Here is a 17,441-nt window from a genome sequence, read left to right as displayed (position 1 = left end):
CGAAGGCGGCCGCGAGGCCGCCTTTGTTTTTTCCGGGAAACCATGATGGCAGAGTACGAGCATATCAGCCCCTCACCCTATGCGACCGGCCTTTCCGGCCGTTGCCCGCGCTGCGGCGAAGGCAAGCTCTTCGACGGGTTTCTGAAGCTGCGCCCTCGTTGTGCCGCGTGCGGGCTGGATTTCGCCTTCGCCGACTCGGCTGACGGCCCTGCCGTGTTCATCATGCTGATCGCAGGCTTCGCGGTTCTTGGCGCGGCGCTGTCGGTCGAGATCGCCTATGAGCCGCCGATCTGGGTGCATCTCTCGATCTGGCTGCCGCTGGCCGTCACCGTCTGCCTCGCCCTTCTGCGGCCGATGAAGGGGCTCGCGGTCGCGCTGCAATACGCCCACAAGGCCGAGGAAGGCAGGCGAGAAAAGTGAGCGCGCAGACAATGCCAGACAGCACACGGCGTCCGAGCCTTCTCCTGCCCGCGATCCTGACCATCTGCGGGACTTTGGTGCTCTGCACGCTGGGGAGCTGGCAGCTGTTGCGGATGGGCGAGAAGCACAGCTTCATCGAGCGCCTGCAAGCGCAGGCAGCGAGCCCTCCGGCGCCCCTCCCGCCCGAGCAGCAATGGAGCACGCTCGACCCTGCGAAGCTCGACCTGACGCGGGTCGCGGCATCCGGGCGTTACGTCGACGGCCCCTTTGCCGGCGTGCGCACCACGATCGCATCGGGCGGACCGGGAACGCGCCAGCTCTCCGGCTTCGGCCGCTGGATCTTCCAGGGGTTCCGGCTCGATGCCGGCGGCGTCATCCTGATCAATCGCGGCTTCGTGCCGGAAGCGCGCCTGGGCGAGATCAAGCCGGCCTCCGGACCGGCAACCGTGACAGGCTTCCTGCGCACGCCCGAAGCACGCAACAGCTTCACCCCGGCCGACCTCCCGGCCAATCGCGAGTTCTTCACACGCGATCCGGCCGCCATTGCGTCCTCCCTCGGCCTGGCGGCCGCGCCGTTCTATCTCGAGCTCGAGCGTCAGGGAGACGGGCTGACGCCGCCGGCCGGCGTCGATGTCAAGGAGTTGATCGGCCGTATTCCCGACAACCACCTGCAATACGCACTGACCTGGTTCGGGCTGGCCCTGACCCTGATCGGTGTCTTCATCGCCTTCGCCTGGCAGGCCCGGCGACAGAAACACGACTGACCTCGCCCCGCGGCCCTGCCGCGGGCGCGCAACCTTTGCCCTCGCTGCGCTCCCGGCCTATAGCAGCAGCACGACCACAGAGAGCGACACCGTGCTGCATGTCTCCACCCGGGGGGAAGCGCCCTCCCTCGCCTTTTCCGACGCCCTGCTCGCCGGGCTCGCCCGCGATGGCGGCCTTTATGTCCCGAAGGCCTGGCCCAGAATTGAAGCCCAGGACATCGCGGGCTTCGCCGGCAAACCCTATGCCGAAGTTGCCGAGCGCATCATCGGCGCGCTGGCCGACGGAGATATCGAGACGGCGGCGCTGCGCGCCATGATCCGCGAGGCCTATGCCACCTTCCGGCATCCGGCCACCTGTCCGCTGACGCAGCTCGGCGACAATCTCTTCGTGCTCGAGCTGTTCCACGGCCCGACTCTGGCATTCAAGGATGTGGCAATGCAGTTGCTTGGGCGGCTGATGGACCATGTGCTGGTGCAGCGCGGCGAGCGCGCCACCATTGTCGGCGCAACCTCCGGCGACACAGGCGGTGCTGCCATCGACGCCTTCAAGGGGCTTGAGCGGGTCGACATGTTCATCCTCTATCCGCAGGGGCGCGTCTCGGACGTGCAGCGGCGGCAGATGACCACGGTGGACTCACCCAATGTCCACGCCATCGCGGTCGAGGGCACATTCGACGATTGCCAGAACCTCGCCAAGGCGATGTTCAATCACCACAGCTTTCGCGACGAACTGCGCCTCTCCGGCGTGAATTCGATCAACTGGGCCCGCATCGCGGCGCAGGTGGTCTACTACTTCACCTCGGCTGTCGCCCTCGGCTCGCCCCGGCGCAAGGTCTCCTTCGCGGTGCCGACCGGCAATTTCGGCGATGTGCTCGCCGGTTGGGTCGCCAAGCGCATGGGTCTGCCGATCGAGCGCCTGGTGATCGGCACGAACAGCAACGACATCCTCCCGCGCACGCTCGAGAGCGGCGCCTATGAGATGCGGGGCGTCGCCGCCACGACCTCCCCTTCGATGGACATCCAGATCTCCTCGAATTTCGAACGCCTGCTGTTCGAGGCGCATGACCGCGACGGTGCCGCCGTGCGCCGGCTGATGCAGTCCTTGCAGCAATCCGGCCGGTTCGAGATCGCGCCGGAGCCGCTGGCCCGCATCCGCTCCGAGTTCGACGCCGGCGCGGTCGACGAGGCCGAGGTCGCCGACGAGATCGGCCGCACGTGGCGCGAGGCCGGCTATCTGCTCGACCCCCATAGCGCGATCGGGGTTGCAGCCGCGCGCCGGGGCCTGAGGGCAGATCCTGCCACGCCGATGATCGTGCTCGGCACAGCCCATCCCGCCAAGTTCCCCGCAGCCGTTGCGGCGGCGAGCGGTGTCACGCCCGCCCTGCCGGCCCATCTCGGCGATCTGATGGAGCGCAAGGAGCGCTTCACCCTGCTGCCGAACGACCAGGGACGCATCGAGGCCTTCATCCGGCAGAACGCCCGGACAGTGCGGGGAGCGGCGGCATGATCGCGACGGGGCCGGCCGAGATCGCCGAACTGGCCACGCCTGCGCCACGCTCGTCGGGGGCGCATGACCCTGAGGTCGACCTGACGACCCTGCCCTCCGGCCTGCGCATCGTCTCGCAGCGCATGGACCATGCGTCCACCGTCTCGCTCGGCATCTGGATCGGGGCCGGCGCGCGCGACGAGCTTCCGAACGAACACGGACTGGCGCATCTGCTCGAGCACATGGCCTTCAAGGGCACGGCGCGGCGCAGCGCCCGTGAGATCGCCGAGGAGATCGAAAGCGTTGGCGGGGATCTCAACGCCGCGACCAGTGTCGAGTACACCTGCTACACGGCCCGAGTCCTGGGATCCGACCTCGCACTCGCCGTGGACATCCTGGCCGATATCCTGACGTCGCCAGCGCTTGCGCCCGAGGAACTCGCCCGCGAGAAGGGTGTCATCCTGCAGGAGATCGGCGCGGTTCAGGATACGCCCGACGATCTCGTCTATGACCGCTTCCTGCAGGCGGCCTTTCCGGACCAGCCCCTCGGCCGCCCGATCCTGGGAACAGCGAAGACGGTCAACAGTTTCACGCCCGACGCCATCCGGGCCTATCTGGCGCGCCACTACCATGCCGGCAACCTGGTGCTGGCTGCTTCGGGCGCCGTCGACCATGACGAGCTCGTCGCCTTGGCACGTGACAGGCTCGCCAGCCTCCCAGGCAAACCCGTTGAGGCCTTCGAGCGCGAGGATGGTCATTACCGGGGCGGCGAAGCGCGAATCGAGGGCGACGAGGAGCAGGTCCATCTGGTGCTCGGCTTTCCCGGCCAGCCTTTCCGGGACGGCGCGCATTACCCGCTCCAGGTGTTCTCCTCCGTGCTCGGCGGAGGGCTGTCATCCCGGCTGTTCCAGGAGGTGCGCGAGCAGCGCGGCCTCGCCTATTCCATCGACGCCTTCCACTGGCCCTTCTCCGATTGCGGCGTGTTTGGAATCAGCGCCGGCACAGCACCGGAAGATGCGAGCGAGCTGATCGATGTTGCCCTTGGCTGCCTGCGGCAGGCCGCCGAAGATGTGACGGAGGTCGAGGTTGCACGCGCCCGGGCCCAGATGAAGGTCGGGCTGCTGGCCTCGCTTGAGAGCCCTGGTGGCAAGCTTGAACAGATGGCCCGCCAGGTGCTCGTCTTCGGACGTGCGATACCGCGCGAGGAGCTGGCGCACCGGCTCGATGCTGTCACGCTGGAGGATGTTCGCGCCGCCGGACGCTCTCTGCTCGGGCACCAGCCAACGATCGCCGCTGTCGGTCCGCTGTCCGGCCTCCCGCCGGCAGAGCAACTGCGGCAGGCCGCACGCTCCGGGGATTGAGCAGCCATGGCTCTCTTCCGCTTCTCGACCGATCCGCCAGCCCGCCCGCTCGTTCGCACGCCGAACCTGTTTCTGCGGGCGCCACTGGCGAACGACTATGCGGCCTGGGCGGTTCTGCGGATGGAGAGCCGGGAATTCCTGACGCCCTGGGAGCCGGTCTGGAACGAGGATGACCTGACGCGGAATTCGTTCCGCCTGCGCGTCAAGCGTGCCGCACGCGAGATCGCGGCTGACGAAGCCTATCCCCTGTTCATTTTCGATGCCGGCAGCGAAACCTTGCTGGGGGGATTGACGCTCGGACTGATCCGGCGTGGCGTCGCCCAGGCCTGCACGCTCGGCTACTGGATGGGACAACGCCACGCCGGCAAGGGATATATGACCGAAGCCGTGCGCGGCGCGGTGCGCTTCGCTTTTTCCGACCTCGGCCTGCATCGCGTCGAAGCTGCCTGTTTGCCCGGCAATGAGCCGTCTCGCCGGCTGCTGGAGCGCGTCGGCTTCCGCTGCGAAGGCGAGGCGCGGGCCTATCTGCGCATCAACGGAAACTGGGCGGACCACTTGCTCTATGCGATGATTTCGACGGACCGGCTGCTCGGCCCCGCGGAGACGGGCGGCGCGCGATGATCCACAGGGCCGAGCCTCTGCCTTGCCCTCGCCACGACCGGTCGGTACGACTGGGTCCCCCGCCCCGCTTGAGCGCGGCCCACACAGTTACCGAGTCGCGCTTGTCCCCTCCTGACCGACTTCTCCGGTTTGGCCTTGCCTTTGTCGGCCTCGCACTCCTGTTCGTGCTGTCCCTGGCCGTACCGGCCCAGGCCGTGGAGGCCGTCCGCGTCCCTGTCGACGCACCGGTGATCGACCTGACCCATGTGGTCGAGCGCAACAAATCCGATGGCGACGTCATCCAGATCTCGACCGCGCCGGGGCCCGACGGCATCGTGCGCCGCATCGCGGTCAGGGCACGCGAGTCGGGCGCACGGCCGGACTGGATCGTCTTCGCGCTCACAAATGATTCCGACGAGCAGATCGACCGGCTGCTGGTCGCGCCGTTCCACCGCCTGATCGGCTCCGGCGTGATCTGGCCTGATCTCGGCGACACGCGGATCGAGGCCGTGACGGCGAGCCAGGGGCTTCGCCCCGAGCGCGAGGATAGCCCGGACGCCGACGTCTTCATGATCACGCTCGACCCGGGCACGACGGTGACCTTCGTCGCCGAGCTGAAATCTCCGAACCTGCCTCAGCTCTATCTGTTCGAGCAGGAGGCCTATCGCCAGAAGACCAACGGGCTGACGCTCTACAAGGGCATCATCATCGGCATTGCCGGCCTGCTCGCGCTCTTCCTGACCATCATCTTCGTGGTCAAGGGAGCGGTTATCTTCCCGGCCGCCGCCGCCCTGGCCTGGGCCGTTCTCGCTTATGCCGGGCTCGATTTCGGCTTCTTCCAACGCATCTTCCCGCTGACGCCGGCGATCGAGCGCATCTACCGCGCCGGAGCCGAGGTGGTGCTGGCGGCGACGCTGCTCGTCTTCCTCTTCGCCTATCTCAACCTGTCGCGCTGGCATGTCCGCTACAGCCACGTGACGATCATCTGGATCCTCGGCCTCTTCGGCCTCGTCGGTCTGGCCGTCTTCGATGCCCCGATGGCGTCGGGCATTGCGCGCATCTCGATCGCCGCCGTCGCGGCCGTCGGCTTCGTGCTGATCCTGCACCTGGCGACGCATGGCTACGAGCGCGCCGTCATGCTGATCCCGACCTGGTTCCTGCTTGCCGTCTGGGTGACGGCCGCCGGGTTCACGGTCACCGGCCAGTTCCAGCGCGACCTGGTCGCGCCCGCCCTGATCGGCGGGCTGGTGCTGATCGTGCTTCTGATCGGCTTCACCGTCATTCAGCACGCCTTCGCCGGCGGCGCGCTGGCGCAGGGCCTTGTCTCCGACACCGAGCGGCGGGCGCTGGCGCTGTCGGGCTCCGGCGATCTCGTCTTCGACTGGGATGTCAGCGCCGACAAGATCTTCGTCTCGCCGCAGACCGAGACCCTGCTCGGCCTGTCGCGCGGCGCGCTCGAAGGTTCGGCGGCGCGCTGGCTTGAATACATGCATGTCTCCGATCGCGACCGCTATCGCGTCACGCTCGATGCCGTGCTGGAACAGCGGCGCGGCAAGCTGCAGCTCGATTTCCGTCTGCGAGCCGCCAACGGCAGCTATCACTGGTTCAACCTCAAGGCCCGGCCCGTCATCGGCTCCAACGGCGAGGTCATCCGCGTGATCGGCACGCTCGCCGATGTCACCGAGCAGAGGACTGCGCAGGAGCGGCTGCTGCATGACGCGGTGCATGACAACCTGACCGGCCTGCCCAACCGCAAGCTGTTCCAGGATCGTCTCGGCGCCGTCTTCGGCTTCTGCCGCGCCGACGACAATATCCGCCCGACGGTGATCGTCATCGACATCGACCGCTTCAAGCAGGTCAACGAGTCGGTCGGCTTCTCCGCGGGCGATTCGATCCTGCTGACGCTCGCCCGCAGGCTCGGCCGTCTGCTGCGGGCGCAGGACACGCTTGCCCGCATCGGCGGCGACACCTTCGCCATGATCCTTGTCTCCGAGCGGGACCCCGAGCGTATCCTGGCCTTGGCGGAACTCGTTCGCCGCGCCGTCTCGACGCCGGTGACCTTCGCGGAACGCGAGATCTTCCTGACCCCCTCGATCGGGCTTGCGCTGTTCGACGCCTCGCCGGCGGCCCGCAAGGACGATGCTCTGAAGAACGCCGAGCTGGCGATGGCGCATGCCAAGCGGCAGGGCGGCAACAAGATCGAGGTCTTCGTCCCCGCGATGCGGACCGATCGCAACGATCGTCTTGCCCTGGAGAGCGACCTGCGTCGCGCCATCGAGCGCGGCGAGATTCAGGTGATGTACCAGCCGATCGTCAGGCTGGAGGACCGGACCATCGCGGGCTTCGAGGCCCTGGTGCGCTGGGACCACCCGCGCGAGGGCCGGCTGCTGCCGCAGGATTTCCTGGCCATCGCCGAGGAAACCGGGCTGATCGTCGATCTCGGCGTCTATGTGATGGACCGTACCGCACGCGAGCTCGCCGCCTGGCAGGCCGCGCTCGAGGTCGACCCGCCGATCTTCGCCAGCGTCAACGTCTCGAGCCGCCAGTTGCTGCGCCACGACCTGCTGCATGACGTCAAGACGGTGCTGGCGCGCCGGCGCGTCTTGCCGGGCACGCTCAAGCTCGAGATCACCGAAAGCCTGGTGATGGAGAATCCGGAATATGCCGCGCAGATGCTCTCGCGCATCCGCGAACTCGGCGCCGGGCTCTCGCTCGATGATTTCGGCACCGGCTATTCCTCGCTGTCCTATCTGCAGCGGTTTCCGTTCGACACGATCAAGGTCGATCAGAGCTTCGTGCGCCAGATGGGCAACGGGAAACCGCCGGTGATCCTGCGCTCGATCGTCCAGCTCGCCGCCGATCTGCGCATGGACGTCGTTGCCGAGGGCGCGGAGACGGAGTCGGATGCGATCGAGCTCTACCAGCTCGGCTGCCAATATGCGCAGGGCTATATCTTCGGGCAGCCGATGAGCGCAGCCGAAGCCCGCAGGCTGGTGGGCGCGAGCGCCGCGTCCTCTTCGGAAGCAGCGTAACCCCTCCCCTATTCCGGGAGGGAGGCCAGCGCCGCTCAGGCGTGTCCGGCCGTGCTGGACAGGAACGCGGGATCGATGCCGATCTTGTGCAGCGCGCGATGGTATTTGGTTTCGATGCCGTCGTCGAAGAGCAGCGCCGGGTCAGCGGCGCAGTGCAGCCAGCCATTCGACTGGATCTCGGATTCAAGCTGCCCCGCTCCCCAGCCCGCATAGCCAAGAGCCAGCACCGCGTTCTCCGGACCGCTGCCAATGGCAATGGCCCGCAGGATATCCAAGGTCGCCGTCAGGCAGATGCCGTTGTCGATCGGCAGGGTCGCCGATTCCAGGAAGAAGTCCGAGGAGTGCAGTACGAAGCCACGCTTGGTCTCCACCGGTCCGCCGCGCAGCACCTGCATCCGTTCGGCTTGGCTCGGCAGGCGAATCAGCTCTTCCGAGGGAATCACATCGAGCTGGACCAGCAGATCGGGAAACCGCGTGTCCGGCGCCGGCTTGTTGAGGATGATGCCCATGGCGCCATCCTCGGAATGCGCACAGATATAGACCACGCTGCGGCTGAAACGCGTGTCAGTCATGCCGGGCATGGCAATCAGGCACTGCCCGTCGAGATAGCTGCGGCCGCTGACGCGTTGGCTGGATCCGATCTTCATACCGCCATGCTAAATCCAATCGGCCCGGCTGGAAACCGGTGTCCTTGAAAATGCCGGCACCGCGATTGCGCCCCAATCATGCGGCATAGGATGAATGGCTGCATGTCACATGATTGCCAGCAAATGTGAGAGAGATTGTTTCGCTTTTTGCAGACGCATTCCCTAAGACGGTCATCGTGAAGTTGGCATTGCTCTCACTCGCGCTCGCCGCGCTGGCGTTCAGCGCTCCTGCTCAGGCGCAGGAGGCGGCGGTGTCGTCATGGTCCCGCAGTACGCATTCCTCGATCCGCCTGATCGCCGGAGCGACGGCCCCCTCGGGCAAGCAACGCATCGGCGTCGAGATCACTATGGCGCCAGGCTACAAGACTTATTGGCGCAACCCCGGCGATTCCGGCGTTCCTCCCTCCTTCGACTGGAGCGGCTCCACCAATGTCGGTGGCCTCGACGTGCGCTGGCCCGCGCCGGAACGCTTCGAGGATGGCACCGGCTTTTCGATCGGCTATGTCGGCGAGGTCGTGGTGCCGGTGTCGGTGCAGCCGGTTGACCCCAGCAAGCCAGTCATGGTCGTGCTCAAGCTCGACTATGCCGTCTGCGAGAAGATGTGCATTCCCGCCAAGGGCGAGGCTCAGCTCTGGCTCGAGCCCGGCGTGACCTCGGTAACCTCGCCGCGGCTCGAGAGCTTCGAGGCGCGGGTGCCGATTCCCGTCAAGCTTGGGCCGCACAAAGAGAAGATCTCGGTGATCGAGGTGCTGCCCGGCGAGGCTGGGCCTGAGCCCAAGGTCAAGCTCGTGCTGCAGGCTCCGCCGGACGGCGCGATCGAGGATGTCTTCGTCGAGGGGCCCGGCGCCTGGTCCTTCAGCAAGCCGGTCCTGAAGCCGCAGGCCGATGGCACTGTGCTCGCTCATGTCCGGATTACGGACCGTCCCAAGGGCGCAGCGGGGCCGGTGCCCTTCATCGTGACGGTGCGCGGCAAACCTGCAGCGGTCGAGACGCGGCTTGAACTCGACATCCCGGTCGCCAAGCCCTAATCCCTGACCGAGCGGCGAAGGCCGCATGGCTCACGGAGAACAGGCGATGACGATCAAGGTGGGTGACACACTTCCGCAGGCGACGTTCCGCGTGATGACGGCGGACGGCCCGGCAGCGAAGACGACCGAAGACCTGTTCAAGGGCAAGAAAGTGGTGCTGTTTGCGGTGCCCGGCGCCTTCACGCCGACCTGCCACAAGAATCACCTCCCCGGCTATCTCGCCAAGGCTGCAGAGATCAAGGGCAAGGGCGTCGACGCCATCATGGTGACCGGCGTCAACGACGTCTTCGTCATGGATGCCTGGTCGAAGGCAACGGGCGCAGTCGGCGTCATCGAGTTCCTCTCGGACGGCAATGCCGATTTCGCCAAGGAGATCGGGCTTTCGCTCGACGGTTCGGGCTTTGGCCTCGGAACCCGCTCGCAGCGCTATTCGATGATCGTCGAAAACGGCGTGGTCGAGGCTCTCAATGTCGAAGACGCACCGGGCAAGGCCGACGTCTCCGGCGCCGAAGAAATGCTGAAGCAGCTCTGAGCGCTTCGCGCATGAAAGAGCCCGCCCGGCCCCCGCCGCGCGGGCTTTTTGATGCCTGCTGCAACGATGCTGATCGAAAGCATGGCGCTTTGTCATGAGACAGATGCCGCGCCCCCGGGCTAGCGTGACAGCGCTATTGGGAGAGGCTGCATGTCCGAGATCACCATCCGCCCGCTCGTCGCGAGCGATCGCACCGCCTGGGGACCGCTCTGGCAGGGCTACCTGACCTTCTACAAGTCGAGCCTGCCGGAAGAGATCCATGACCTGACCTTCGCCCGGCTCACAGGCGGCAAGGAGCCGATGGGTGGCTTCATCGCCGAACGCGACGGCAAGGCAGTCGGCATCGTGCACTGGGTCACGCACCGCACCACCTGGAGCGCCAAGGATATCTGCTATTTGCAGGATCTGTTCGTCAGCCCGGATATCCGTGGCGGCGGCGGCGGCCGCAAGCTGATCGAAGCCGTGCGGCAGATGGCCGAGGCCAAGGGCTGTTTCCGCGTCTACTGGCAGACGCATGAGACGAATCTTCAGGCGCGCGAACTGTACGACAAGGTCGCCGACCTCTCGGGCTTCCTGGTCTATCGGCAGCCGCTCGGCTGACGAGCCGGCCGGGCTCTATCGCCCAGGCTTGAACGGCGCCATGCCGGCGCGGGCGAGCACGTCAGCGCGCTCATTCATCTCGTCTCCGGCGTGGCCCTTGACCCATTTCCACTCGATCTTGTGGCGGCCGAGTGCGGCATCGAGGCGCTTCCAGAGCTCCTCGTTCTTCACCGGCTTCCGGTCGGCGGTCTTCCAGCCATTCTTCTTCCAGCCATGGATCCAGCCAGTGATGCCCTGGCGCAGGTACTGGCTGTCGGTATGCAGCGCCACCGTGCAGGGCCGCGTCAGCGTCTCGAGCGCGGAGATCGCCGCCATCAGCTCCATGCGATTGTTGGTGGTCATCTGTTCGCCGCCCGAGAGCTCGCGCGCCTTGCCATTGTAGCTGAGGATCGCGCCCCAGCCCCCCGGGCCGGGATTGCCCGAACAAGCCCCGTCGGTCCAGATCTCTACTGTATCGCTCATCGTTTCAGGCCGTATTCGCGGGCGTCACCGACGCGCTGGTGGAAGGCAAGTTTGCGGTCGTATTCGAGCGGATCGAGCGGCTTGACCAGGGCCCCCGGCGGAACGTTCAACCAGTCCACCAGCCGGGTCAGGAGGAAACGCAGGGCCGAACCGCGGCAAAGCGCCGGAAGCGCCTCAACCTCGGCGGGGGTCAGGGGGCGCACGCTTTCATAGCCCGCGAGGATCGCCTGCCCCTTGGTGAGATTGAACGATGCATCGGCCTCGAAGCACCAGGCATTCAGGCAGATGGCGAGATCGTAGGCGAAGGCATCGGTGCAGGCGAAGTAGAAGTCGATCAGCCCCGACAGCCGGTCCTTGATGAAAAAGACGTTGTTGGGAAAGAGATCGGCGTGGATCACGCCGCGCGGCAGGTTCTGTGGCCAGTTGGCCTCGTGGAACGCGATTTCCGTCATGACGCGCTTCGCCAGTCCAGGCGAGACCGTCTCGGCCCCGGCACCGGCCTGTTCCGCCAGCGGCCGCCAGCCCGCGACTGACAGATCATTGGACCGGGTCATGCCGAAGCCCTCGCCCGCCTTGTGCAGGAGCGCCAGCCCACGCCCGACCTCGGCGCAATGAGCAGCCGTCGGACGACGCACGGAGAGACCATCGAGGAAAGTCACGATCGCCGCCGGCCGCCCCGCGAGCCGGCTCACAGCCAGACCGTCCTGCGCCTTGACCGGCAGCGGGCAGATCAGCCCGCGCTCGGCCAGATGTTCCATCAGTCCGAGGAAGAACGGCAGATCAGCCGCGCTCACCCGTTCTTCGTACAGCGTCAGGATGAAGAAGCCCTGCGTGGTGTGCAGCAGGAAATTGGAATTCGAGACCCCCTCGGCGATGCCCTTGACCGCCAGCAGATCACCAATGCCGTAACGCGCCACGAAGGCAGCCATCTCATCGTCGGGCACTTCAGTATAGACGGCCAAATTCGCTCACTCGGCCGCATTCGGCGCAGGCTCGCCGCGCAGTTCGCGCGGCAGGGGGAAGAAGACGCTTTCATCGGCGGTCGAGACGGTCTCGACGCGGACGTCATAGCGCTCGGCGAAGGCATCGATGATCTCTTCGACCAGCACCTCGGGAGCGCTGGCGCCCGCCGTGATGCCCAGCCGCTTGATCGCACCGAAGATCGACCAGTCGATCTCGTCGGCGCGCAGCACCAGCCGCGCAGAGGGGCAACCGGCCCGCTCGGCGACCTCGCGCAGGCGCTGCGAATTGGAGGAATTGGGCGAGCCGACGACAAGAAGTCCGTCGACCAGCGGGGCAACCCGCTTCACCGCCTCCTGACGGTTCGTGGTGGCGTAGCAGATATCTTCCTTGTGCGGCGCGATCAGCTCCGGGAACCGCGCCTGCAGCGCCTGGACGATGCCGCGTGTGTCATCGACCGAAAGCGTGGTCTGGGTGACATAGGCAAGTGGTTGGCCGGTGGGAGGAGCAAGCTGCGCCACGTCGTCCAGCGTCTCGATCAGCGTGATCGCACCCGCAGGCAGCTGGCCCATCGTACCGATGACCTCGGGATGGCCGGCATGGCCGACGAGCAGGATATGGCGGCCGCGCTTGTGATGAACCTCGGCCTCGCGATGCACCTTCGTGACCAGCGGGCAGGTCGCGTCGATGGCGAAAAGTGTCCGCGATGCGGCCTCGGCAGGAACCGATTTCGGCACGCCATGGGCCGAAAATATCACCGGACGGGTGGTGTCGGGCACCTCCGACAGCTCCGCGACGAAGACCGCGCCTTTGCGCTTCAGCGATTCGACGACATATTTGTTGTGCACGATTTCGTGGCGCACATAGACCGGCGCGCCATGCAGCGTGAGCGCCTTCTCGACTGCGTCGATGGCGCGCACGACCCCGGCGCAAAAGCCGCGCGGGGCACAAAGCAGGATGTCGAGCGGCGGCTTGGTCACGCGGTTTCGAGGCCTCGGAAATGGTCAGCGCCTTCTTTCGGCGTGCGCCCCGCGATGTCAAGGAAGAGCAGCGCCGCAGGACGTGACGGGCCGTTGCGCAACTCGCCCCTCGCAGCGCAGCAAGGAAGCGCCTAGATAGGCAGCATGGTCGGCTGTGGCACTTGCGCGGGCCTGCTTTCCACAACGAAGAGTTCCCATGGCCGACGCCAGTCACACGAGTTACCTGCCGCCGATCCTGATTTTCTGTGCAGGCGCAGTCATTGCCGTGCCGCTGTTTCGTCGTCTCGGCCAATCCGCCGTGCTCGGCTATCTTGCGGCCGGCATCGCGATCGGCCCTTCGGTGCTCGCCCTGGTCAATGACCCGGACGCGATCCGGGGCACCGCCGAGATCGGTGTCGTGCTGCTGCTATTCTTGGTTGGGCTGGAGCTTCAGCCGTCACGCCTCTACTCGATGCGCAAGGACATCCTCGGCGCCGGCCTCGCGCAGATGGCGCTCAGCGCGACGGCGATCGGGCTCGTTGGCTGGAAATTCGGTCTCTCCGTCGGCGGCGCCATTGCGGTGGGGCTTGCGCTTGCCCTGTCTGCGACATCGATAGCCCTGCAGGTCCTGGAGGAGCGCGGCGACGGCAGCGAAACCTACGGCCGGCGCACCTTCTCGATCCTGCTGTTCCAGGATATCTCGATCGCTCCAGCGCTGGCGCTGCTCCCCCTGCTGGCGACCACGGGCGCGCAGAACCACGGAGGCGCTCCGGCACTCGCGGGATTGGGCCTCGCCCTGCTCGCCGTCGCGCTGCTCGTGCTCGTCGGACGCTACCTGCTCAATCCGTTCTTCCGGATCCTCGCCAGCACCGGCGCGAAGGACGTGATGACCGCGGCCGCGCTGCTGATCGTGCTCGGTGCCGCGATGCTGATGGAGCGGGTCGGCCTCTCCATGGCCATGGGCGCCTTCCTCGCCGGAGTGCTGCTGGCGGACTCGCATTTCCGGCACGAGCTCGAAGCCGATATCGAGCCGTTCCGCGGCGTGCTGCTCGGCCTGTTCTTCATGGCGGTCGGCATGTCGCTCGACCTCCAGCTCGTTTTCGAAAACGCCCTGCTGCTGGCGCTCGCGGCGCCATTGCTGGTCGCCTTCAAGATCGTCGTCGCGGCAACGATCCTGCGCGTCTCCTGTTCGTCGAGGACCGAAGCCATACGGGCCGGTGCCCTGCTCTCGCCGGCCGGCGAATTCGCCTTCGTTCTCCTGCCGCTCGGTGCTGCGCTCGGGCTGCTCAACAGCCAGCAGGCGGCCCTGGCGACATCTCTCGCCGCACTCTCGATGCTGATCGGACCGGTTGCCGCCAAGCTGATCGACCTCTGGCTGACCCGGAGCGCCGCCCCGGCGGAAACCATGGAAGAGGATTTCGAAGGTGCCGGCGGCTCCGTCATGGTCATCGGGTTCGGCCGGTTCGGGCAGGTGGTGACCCAGGCCCTGCTGCTGCAGCACATCCCGGTGACGATCATCGACTCCAATGTCGAGCGCATCCGGTCGGCGTCCAAGTTCGGCTTCCGCATCTATTACGGCGACGGCACGAGACTGGACGTGCTGCGTGCTGCCGGCGCCGGGAAGGCCAAGATCATCTGCATCTGCATCGACAATCGCGAAGCGGCCTTGCGGATCGTCGAGATGGCGAGGGCCGAATTCCCCTCCGCACGGCTGCATGTGCGGGCCTATGACCGTGTCCATGCGATCGAGCTGATGAAAGCCGATGTCGACTTCCAGATGCGCGAAACCTTCGAGTCGGCGCTTGGCTTCGGGCGGGTGACGCTGGAGAGCCTCGGCCTCAGCTATGATGAGGCCAGTCTGGTCATCGACAGCGTCCGTGACCGCGACGCCCAGCGCATGGAGATCCAGTATCACGAGGGCATCGCCGCCGGCATCCAGAAGGTGCCGCGCGTCTCGCCGGAGCCGCTGGTTCAACCGAAGGCCAAGTCCAAGGCACTCACCGAGGAGACGCGCGAGGTCATCGAGGATGGCGGAGCTGAAGTCGCGGTCGGCGGCGTCGGAGAACCGGAATTGTGAACGCACCCGTCAACCCCAACCAGGCCGTCTTCGTCAGCGGCTCGACCTTTCGCCATGTCGCGGTGATGACCGCGACCGGAGCGGTCGGGCTGATGGCGATCTTCGTCGTCGACCTGCTCTCGCTGCTCTACGTCTCCTGGCTCGGCCGGCCGGCGGCGACTGCTGGCGTCGGCTTCGCGACGATCGTGCTGTTCCTGACGGTCTCGATCAATATCGGCTTCATGATCGCGGTCTCGGCGCTGGCCTCCCGCACGCTTGGATCCGGAGACCGCAAGGGCGCGCGCCGGATCGCGGGCTCCGCTATGACCTTGATGGCGCTTGCCGCAATCGCGCTCACGCTGCTGGCATTGCCTTGCCTGCCCTGGCTCCTGAGGCATCTTGGGGCGCATGGCGAGGCCTATGACGTCGCCCTCTCATTCCTTTGGATCGCCCTGCCCTCCAATCTTCTGATGGCGCTGGGCATCGGATTTTCGGGCGTACTGCGCGCCATCGGAGATGCCCGGCGCGCCATGTTCGTTACGCTCGGGGGCGGGCTCGCAACTGCAGTGCTCGATCCGCTGTTCATCTTTGGCTTTGCACTCGGCACAGACGGCGCCGCCTGGGCGACCGTGCTGTCACGTGTCATTTTTGCCTTTGTCGGCTTCCGTGGCGCGGTGAAGATCCACGACATGGTCGGCATGCCCAACCGGCAGGCGCTGCTGGCCGACACGCCGCGCACGCTTGCGATCGCCGGCCCGGCGATCCTGACCAATCTCTCGACGCCGATCGCAAACGCAGTCTTCGCCAGCATCTTCGCGCGCTTCGGAGATGGCGCGATCGCGGCAATGGCGATCATGGATCGGTTGGTGCCGGTGGCCTTTGGCGTGATCTTTGCGCTATCGGGCGCAGTCGGGCCGATCCTTGGCCAGAACTGGGGAGCCGGCCGTTTCGACCGCATGCGCCGCGCGCTCAGCGATTCCGTGATCTTCGCCGTGGCCTGCGTCTGCGTTGCCTGGCTCGCGCTCCTCCTGCTGCGCGGCCCGATCGTCGCCGTATTCCATGCCAGCGGCCTGACCGCAGAGCTGGTGATGTTCTTCTGCCTGATCTCCGGGCCGATGTGGATCTTCGTCGCGATACTCTTCGTCGCCAATGCCGCGTTCAACAATCTCGGCATGCCGATCCTGTCGACTCTCTTCAGCTGGGGGCGCGCAACGCTCGGGACGATGCCGATGGCCTGGGTCGGCGCATATTATGCGGGGCCGAAGGGGGCGATGGTCGGCACCGCGCTCGGGGCTGTGGCGTTCGGCCTCGTCGCGCTGGTCTTTGCCTATCGCGGCATCACGCGCCTGGAGCGCCAGCCCAGGGGCGCGTGAGCATCCAGCATCGCGGCGGCCTCGCTTGCCTGCCCGCCCCGCCCTGCTATCGTTCGGGGTGCAGGCGGCGGCAGACCGCGACGAAGACGGAGAGGCGCCATGATGAACCTGTTCGAGATGATGCAATCGGCCCAGAACGGGCAGGCCATGCAGAATCTGGCTCGGCAATACGGGCTCAGCCAACAGCAGACGCAGAGCGCGCTCGACGCCTTGCTGCCGGCCTTCACCATGGGACTGCAGCGCCAGACGCAGGACCCCCGCGCTTTCGGCAATCTCGCCCAGATGATGACGGCCTCGCCCTTCGGCTCGCTCTATGACGCCGATGGCGATGGCATTCCCGACAACGCCGCGATGATGGGCAACAACGTCCTCAACCAGCTCTTCGGCTCGAAGGACGTCAGCAACGCGCTGGCCGCCCAGGCTGCGGCGACCAGCGGCGTCGGCCAGGCGGTTCTGAAACAGATGCTGCCGGTCATCGCCTCCATGATCATGGGCGGGTTGTTCAAGTCGACCAGCAATCAGGGGCTCGGCGGCATCTTCGGGCAATTCGCCGAGATGATGCAGGGCAGGATGCCGGGCCAGCAGCCCGCGCCCCAAACCCAACCGCAAACGCCGGGGAGCTCGCTCGACGCGATTCTCGGGAGCCTGTTCGGGCAGGCGGCTGGTGCCCCTCCGACACAGGGTGGCGGTCCCTTTGGCGGCGGTCCGCTCGGAGGTGGTCCTCTAGGCGGGGCAAGGCCAGGCGAACCGGCCGGGGCCGACCCGATGGGCGGGCTTCTCGGCCAGATCCTGACCGGGATGCTTGGCGGTGCAGCGGCTCAGCCCCAGGCGGCGCCGCCCCCGTCACAACCGCGTGGCCAGGCCACCAGGCCCACGGCAGAGCCTGAGCTTGAGCCGGAACCGGACCAGCCGGCGCCTTCGGGCGAAGCCGGGCCGGGGTCGATCGGCCTCGACGCGCTGAACCAGATGTTCGAGCATGGTCGCCAGGTGCAGGACGACCATCAGAACGCGCTGAAGTCGATTCTGGACGCGATGCTCGGCGGCGGGCAGCGTCGCTAATTCATCGGACCGGATATCGTATCCGGCCTGATGACTTAACCTTTTGTCTTTGCATCGGCTTTGCCGAAAACCGCAATCCGCTTTTCGGGCCGATGCTTTCGG

General features: G+C 66.4%; 16 protein-coding genes. 12 read left to right on the top strand and 4 right to left on the bottom strand.

Going from position 1 to position 17,441, the window contains the following annotated elements; all coding sequences use genetic code 11:
• The first annotated feature begins 45 nt into the window (after positions 1-45).
• The 6 genes from AC1DGP_RS01270 to AC1DGP_RS01245 all read left to right on the top strand — a co-directional run bounded on the left by AC1DGP_RS01270 (position 46) and on the right by AC1DGP_RS01245 (position 7,663).
• A complete protein-coding gene (locus tag AC1DGP_RS01270; protein ID WP_441488907.1) occupies positions 46-420 on the top strand; it encodes a DUF983 domain-containing protein in 375 nt (124 codons plus the stop codon).
• Positions 417-1,184, top strand: a complete 768-nt coding sequence (locus AC1DGP_RS01265; RefSeq protein ID WP_441488906.1) for an SURF1 family protein — start codon at positions 417-419, stop codon at positions 1,182-1,184. Before AC1DGP_RS01270 ends, AC1DGP_RS01265 begins: the two co-directional genes overlap by 4 nt.
• 91 nt (positions 1,185-1,275) lie before the next feature.
• A complete protein-coding gene (gene thrC / locus AC1DGP_RS01260; RefSeq protein WP_441488905.1) occupies positions 1,276-2,691 on the top strand; it encodes a threonine synthase in 1,416 nt (471 codons plus the stop codon).
• Positions 2,688-4,031 (top strand): M16 family metallopeptidase, encoded by a 1,344-nt coding sequence (locus tag AC1DGP_RS01255; protein ID WP_441488904.1) that lies wholly within the window; start codon positions 2,688-2,690, stop codon positions 4,029-4,031. Before thrC ends, AC1DGP_RS01255 begins: the two co-directional genes overlap by 4 nt.
• A 6-nt stretch (positions 4,032-4,037) precedes the next feature.
• Positions 4,038-4,652, top strand: a complete 615-nt coding sequence (locus AC1DGP_RS01250) for a GNAT family N-acetyltransferase (protein WP_441488903.1) — start codon at positions 4,038-4,040, stop codon at positions 4,650-4,652.
• 101 nt (positions 4,653-4,753) lie between these two features.
• On the top strand, positions 4,754-7,663 hold the full coding sequence (locus AC1DGP_RS01245; RefSeq protein WP_441488902.1) for an EAL domain-containing protein: 2,910 nt from the start codon (positions 4,754-4,756) through the stop codon (positions 7,661-7,663).
• 35 nt (positions 7,664-7,698) lie between these two features.
• Here the strand turns inward: AC1DGP_RS01245 and AC1DGP_RS01240 are convergent, their stop codons facing one another.
• Positions 7,699-8,310 carry a YqgE/AlgH family protein gene (locus AC1DGP_RS01240; protein ID WP_441488901.1) on the bottom strand — a complete coding sequence of 204 codons (612 nt, stop codon included), beginning with the start codon at positions 8,308-8,310 and terminating at the stop codon, positions 7,699-7,701.
• 176 nt (positions 8,311-8,486) lie between these two features.
• Here AC1DGP_RS01240 and AC1DGP_RS01235 point away from each other — a divergent pair, with 176 nt between their 5' ends.
• The 3 genes from AC1DGP_RS01235 (at position 8,487) to AC1DGP_RS01225 (ending at position 10,470) form a co-directional block, all read left to right on the top strand.
• A complete protein-coding gene (locus AC1DGP_RS01235) occupies positions 8,487-9,338 on the top strand; it encodes a protein-disulfide reductase DsbD domain-containing protein (RefSeq protein ID WP_441488900.1) in 852 nt (283 codons plus the stop codon).
• A gap of 46 nt (positions 9,339-9,384) precedes the next feature.
• Positions 9,385-9,870 (top strand): peroxiredoxin, encoded by a 486-nt coding sequence (locus AC1DGP_RS01230; protein ID WP_113518915.1) that lies wholly within the window; start codon positions 9,385-9,387, stop codon positions 9,868-9,870.
• A 150-nt stretch (positions 9,871-10,020) separates the two neighbouring features.
• Positions 10,021-10,470 carry a GNAT family N-acetyltransferase gene (locus tag AC1DGP_RS01225; protein WP_069877496.1) on the top strand — a complete coding sequence of 150 codons (450 nt, stop codon included), beginning with the start codon at positions 10,021-10,023 and terminating at the stop codon, positions 10,468-10,470.
• Between the two features lie 15 nt (positions 10,471-10,485).
• Here AC1DGP_RS01225 and rnhA read toward each other — a convergent pair whose 3' ends face one another.
• The 3 genes from rnhA to ispH are packed head-to-tail and all read right to left on the bottom strand — an operon-like array spanning position 10,486 to position 12,872.
• Positions 10,486-10,932, bottom strand: coding sequence for a ribonuclease HI (rnhA, locus tag AC1DGP_RS01220; RefSeq protein WP_113518917.1), 447 nt, complete (start codon positions 10,930-10,932; stop codon positions 10,486-10,488).
• Positions 10,929-11,894 carry a homoserine kinase gene (locus AC1DGP_RS01215; RefSeq protein ID WP_476826142.1) on the bottom strand — a complete coding sequence of 322 codons (966 nt, stop codon included), beginning with the start codon at positions 11,892-11,894 and terminating at the stop codon, positions 10,929-10,931. The genes rnhA and AC1DGP_RS01215 overlap by 4 nt, the downstream gene beginning before the upstream one ends.
• A 6-nt stretch (positions 11,895-11,900) precedes the next feature.
• Positions 11,901-12,872 (bottom strand): 4-hydroxy-3-methylbut-2-enyl diphosphate reductase, encoded by a 972-nt coding sequence (ispH, locus tag AC1DGP_RS01210; protein ID WP_441488898.1) that lies wholly within the window; start codon positions 12,870-12,872, stop codon positions 11,901-11,903.
• Positions 12,873-13,068: 196 nt separating this feature from the next.
• Between ispH and AC1DGP_RS01205 the strand changes: the two genes are divergently transcribed.
• The 3 genes from AC1DGP_RS01205 to AC1DGP_RS01195 all read left to right on the top strand — a co-directional run bounded on the left by AC1DGP_RS01205 (position 13,069) and on the right by AC1DGP_RS01195 (position 17,339).
• Positions 13,069-14,928: a monovalent cation:proton antiporter-2 (CPA2) family protein gene (locus AC1DGP_RS01205; protein ID WP_441506433.1), complete on the top strand. Its 1,860-nt coding sequence runs from the start codon at positions 13,069-13,071 to the stop codon at positions 14,926-14,928.
• Positions 14,925-16,280, top strand: coding sequence for an MATE family efflux transporter (locus AC1DGP_RS01200; RefSeq protein WP_476770029.1), 1,356 nt, complete (start codon positions 14,925-14,927; stop codon positions 16,278-16,280). Before AC1DGP_RS01205 ends, AC1DGP_RS01200 begins: the two co-directional genes overlap by 4 nt.
• A 99-nt stretch (positions 16,281-16,379) precedes the next feature.
• Positions 16,380-17,339, top strand: a complete 960-nt coding sequence (locus tag AC1DGP_RS01195) for a DUF937 domain-containing protein (RefSeq protein ID WP_441488895.1) — start codon at positions 16,380-16,382, stop codon at positions 17,337-17,339.
• Positions 17,340-17,441 lie beyond the last annotated feature (102 nt).

It is taken from the genome of Allobosea sp. 05T433 (assembly GCF_056396065.1).
Note: the sequence above shows the minus strand (reverse complement) of the source record. Positions and strands in the feature narration are given on the sequence as shown.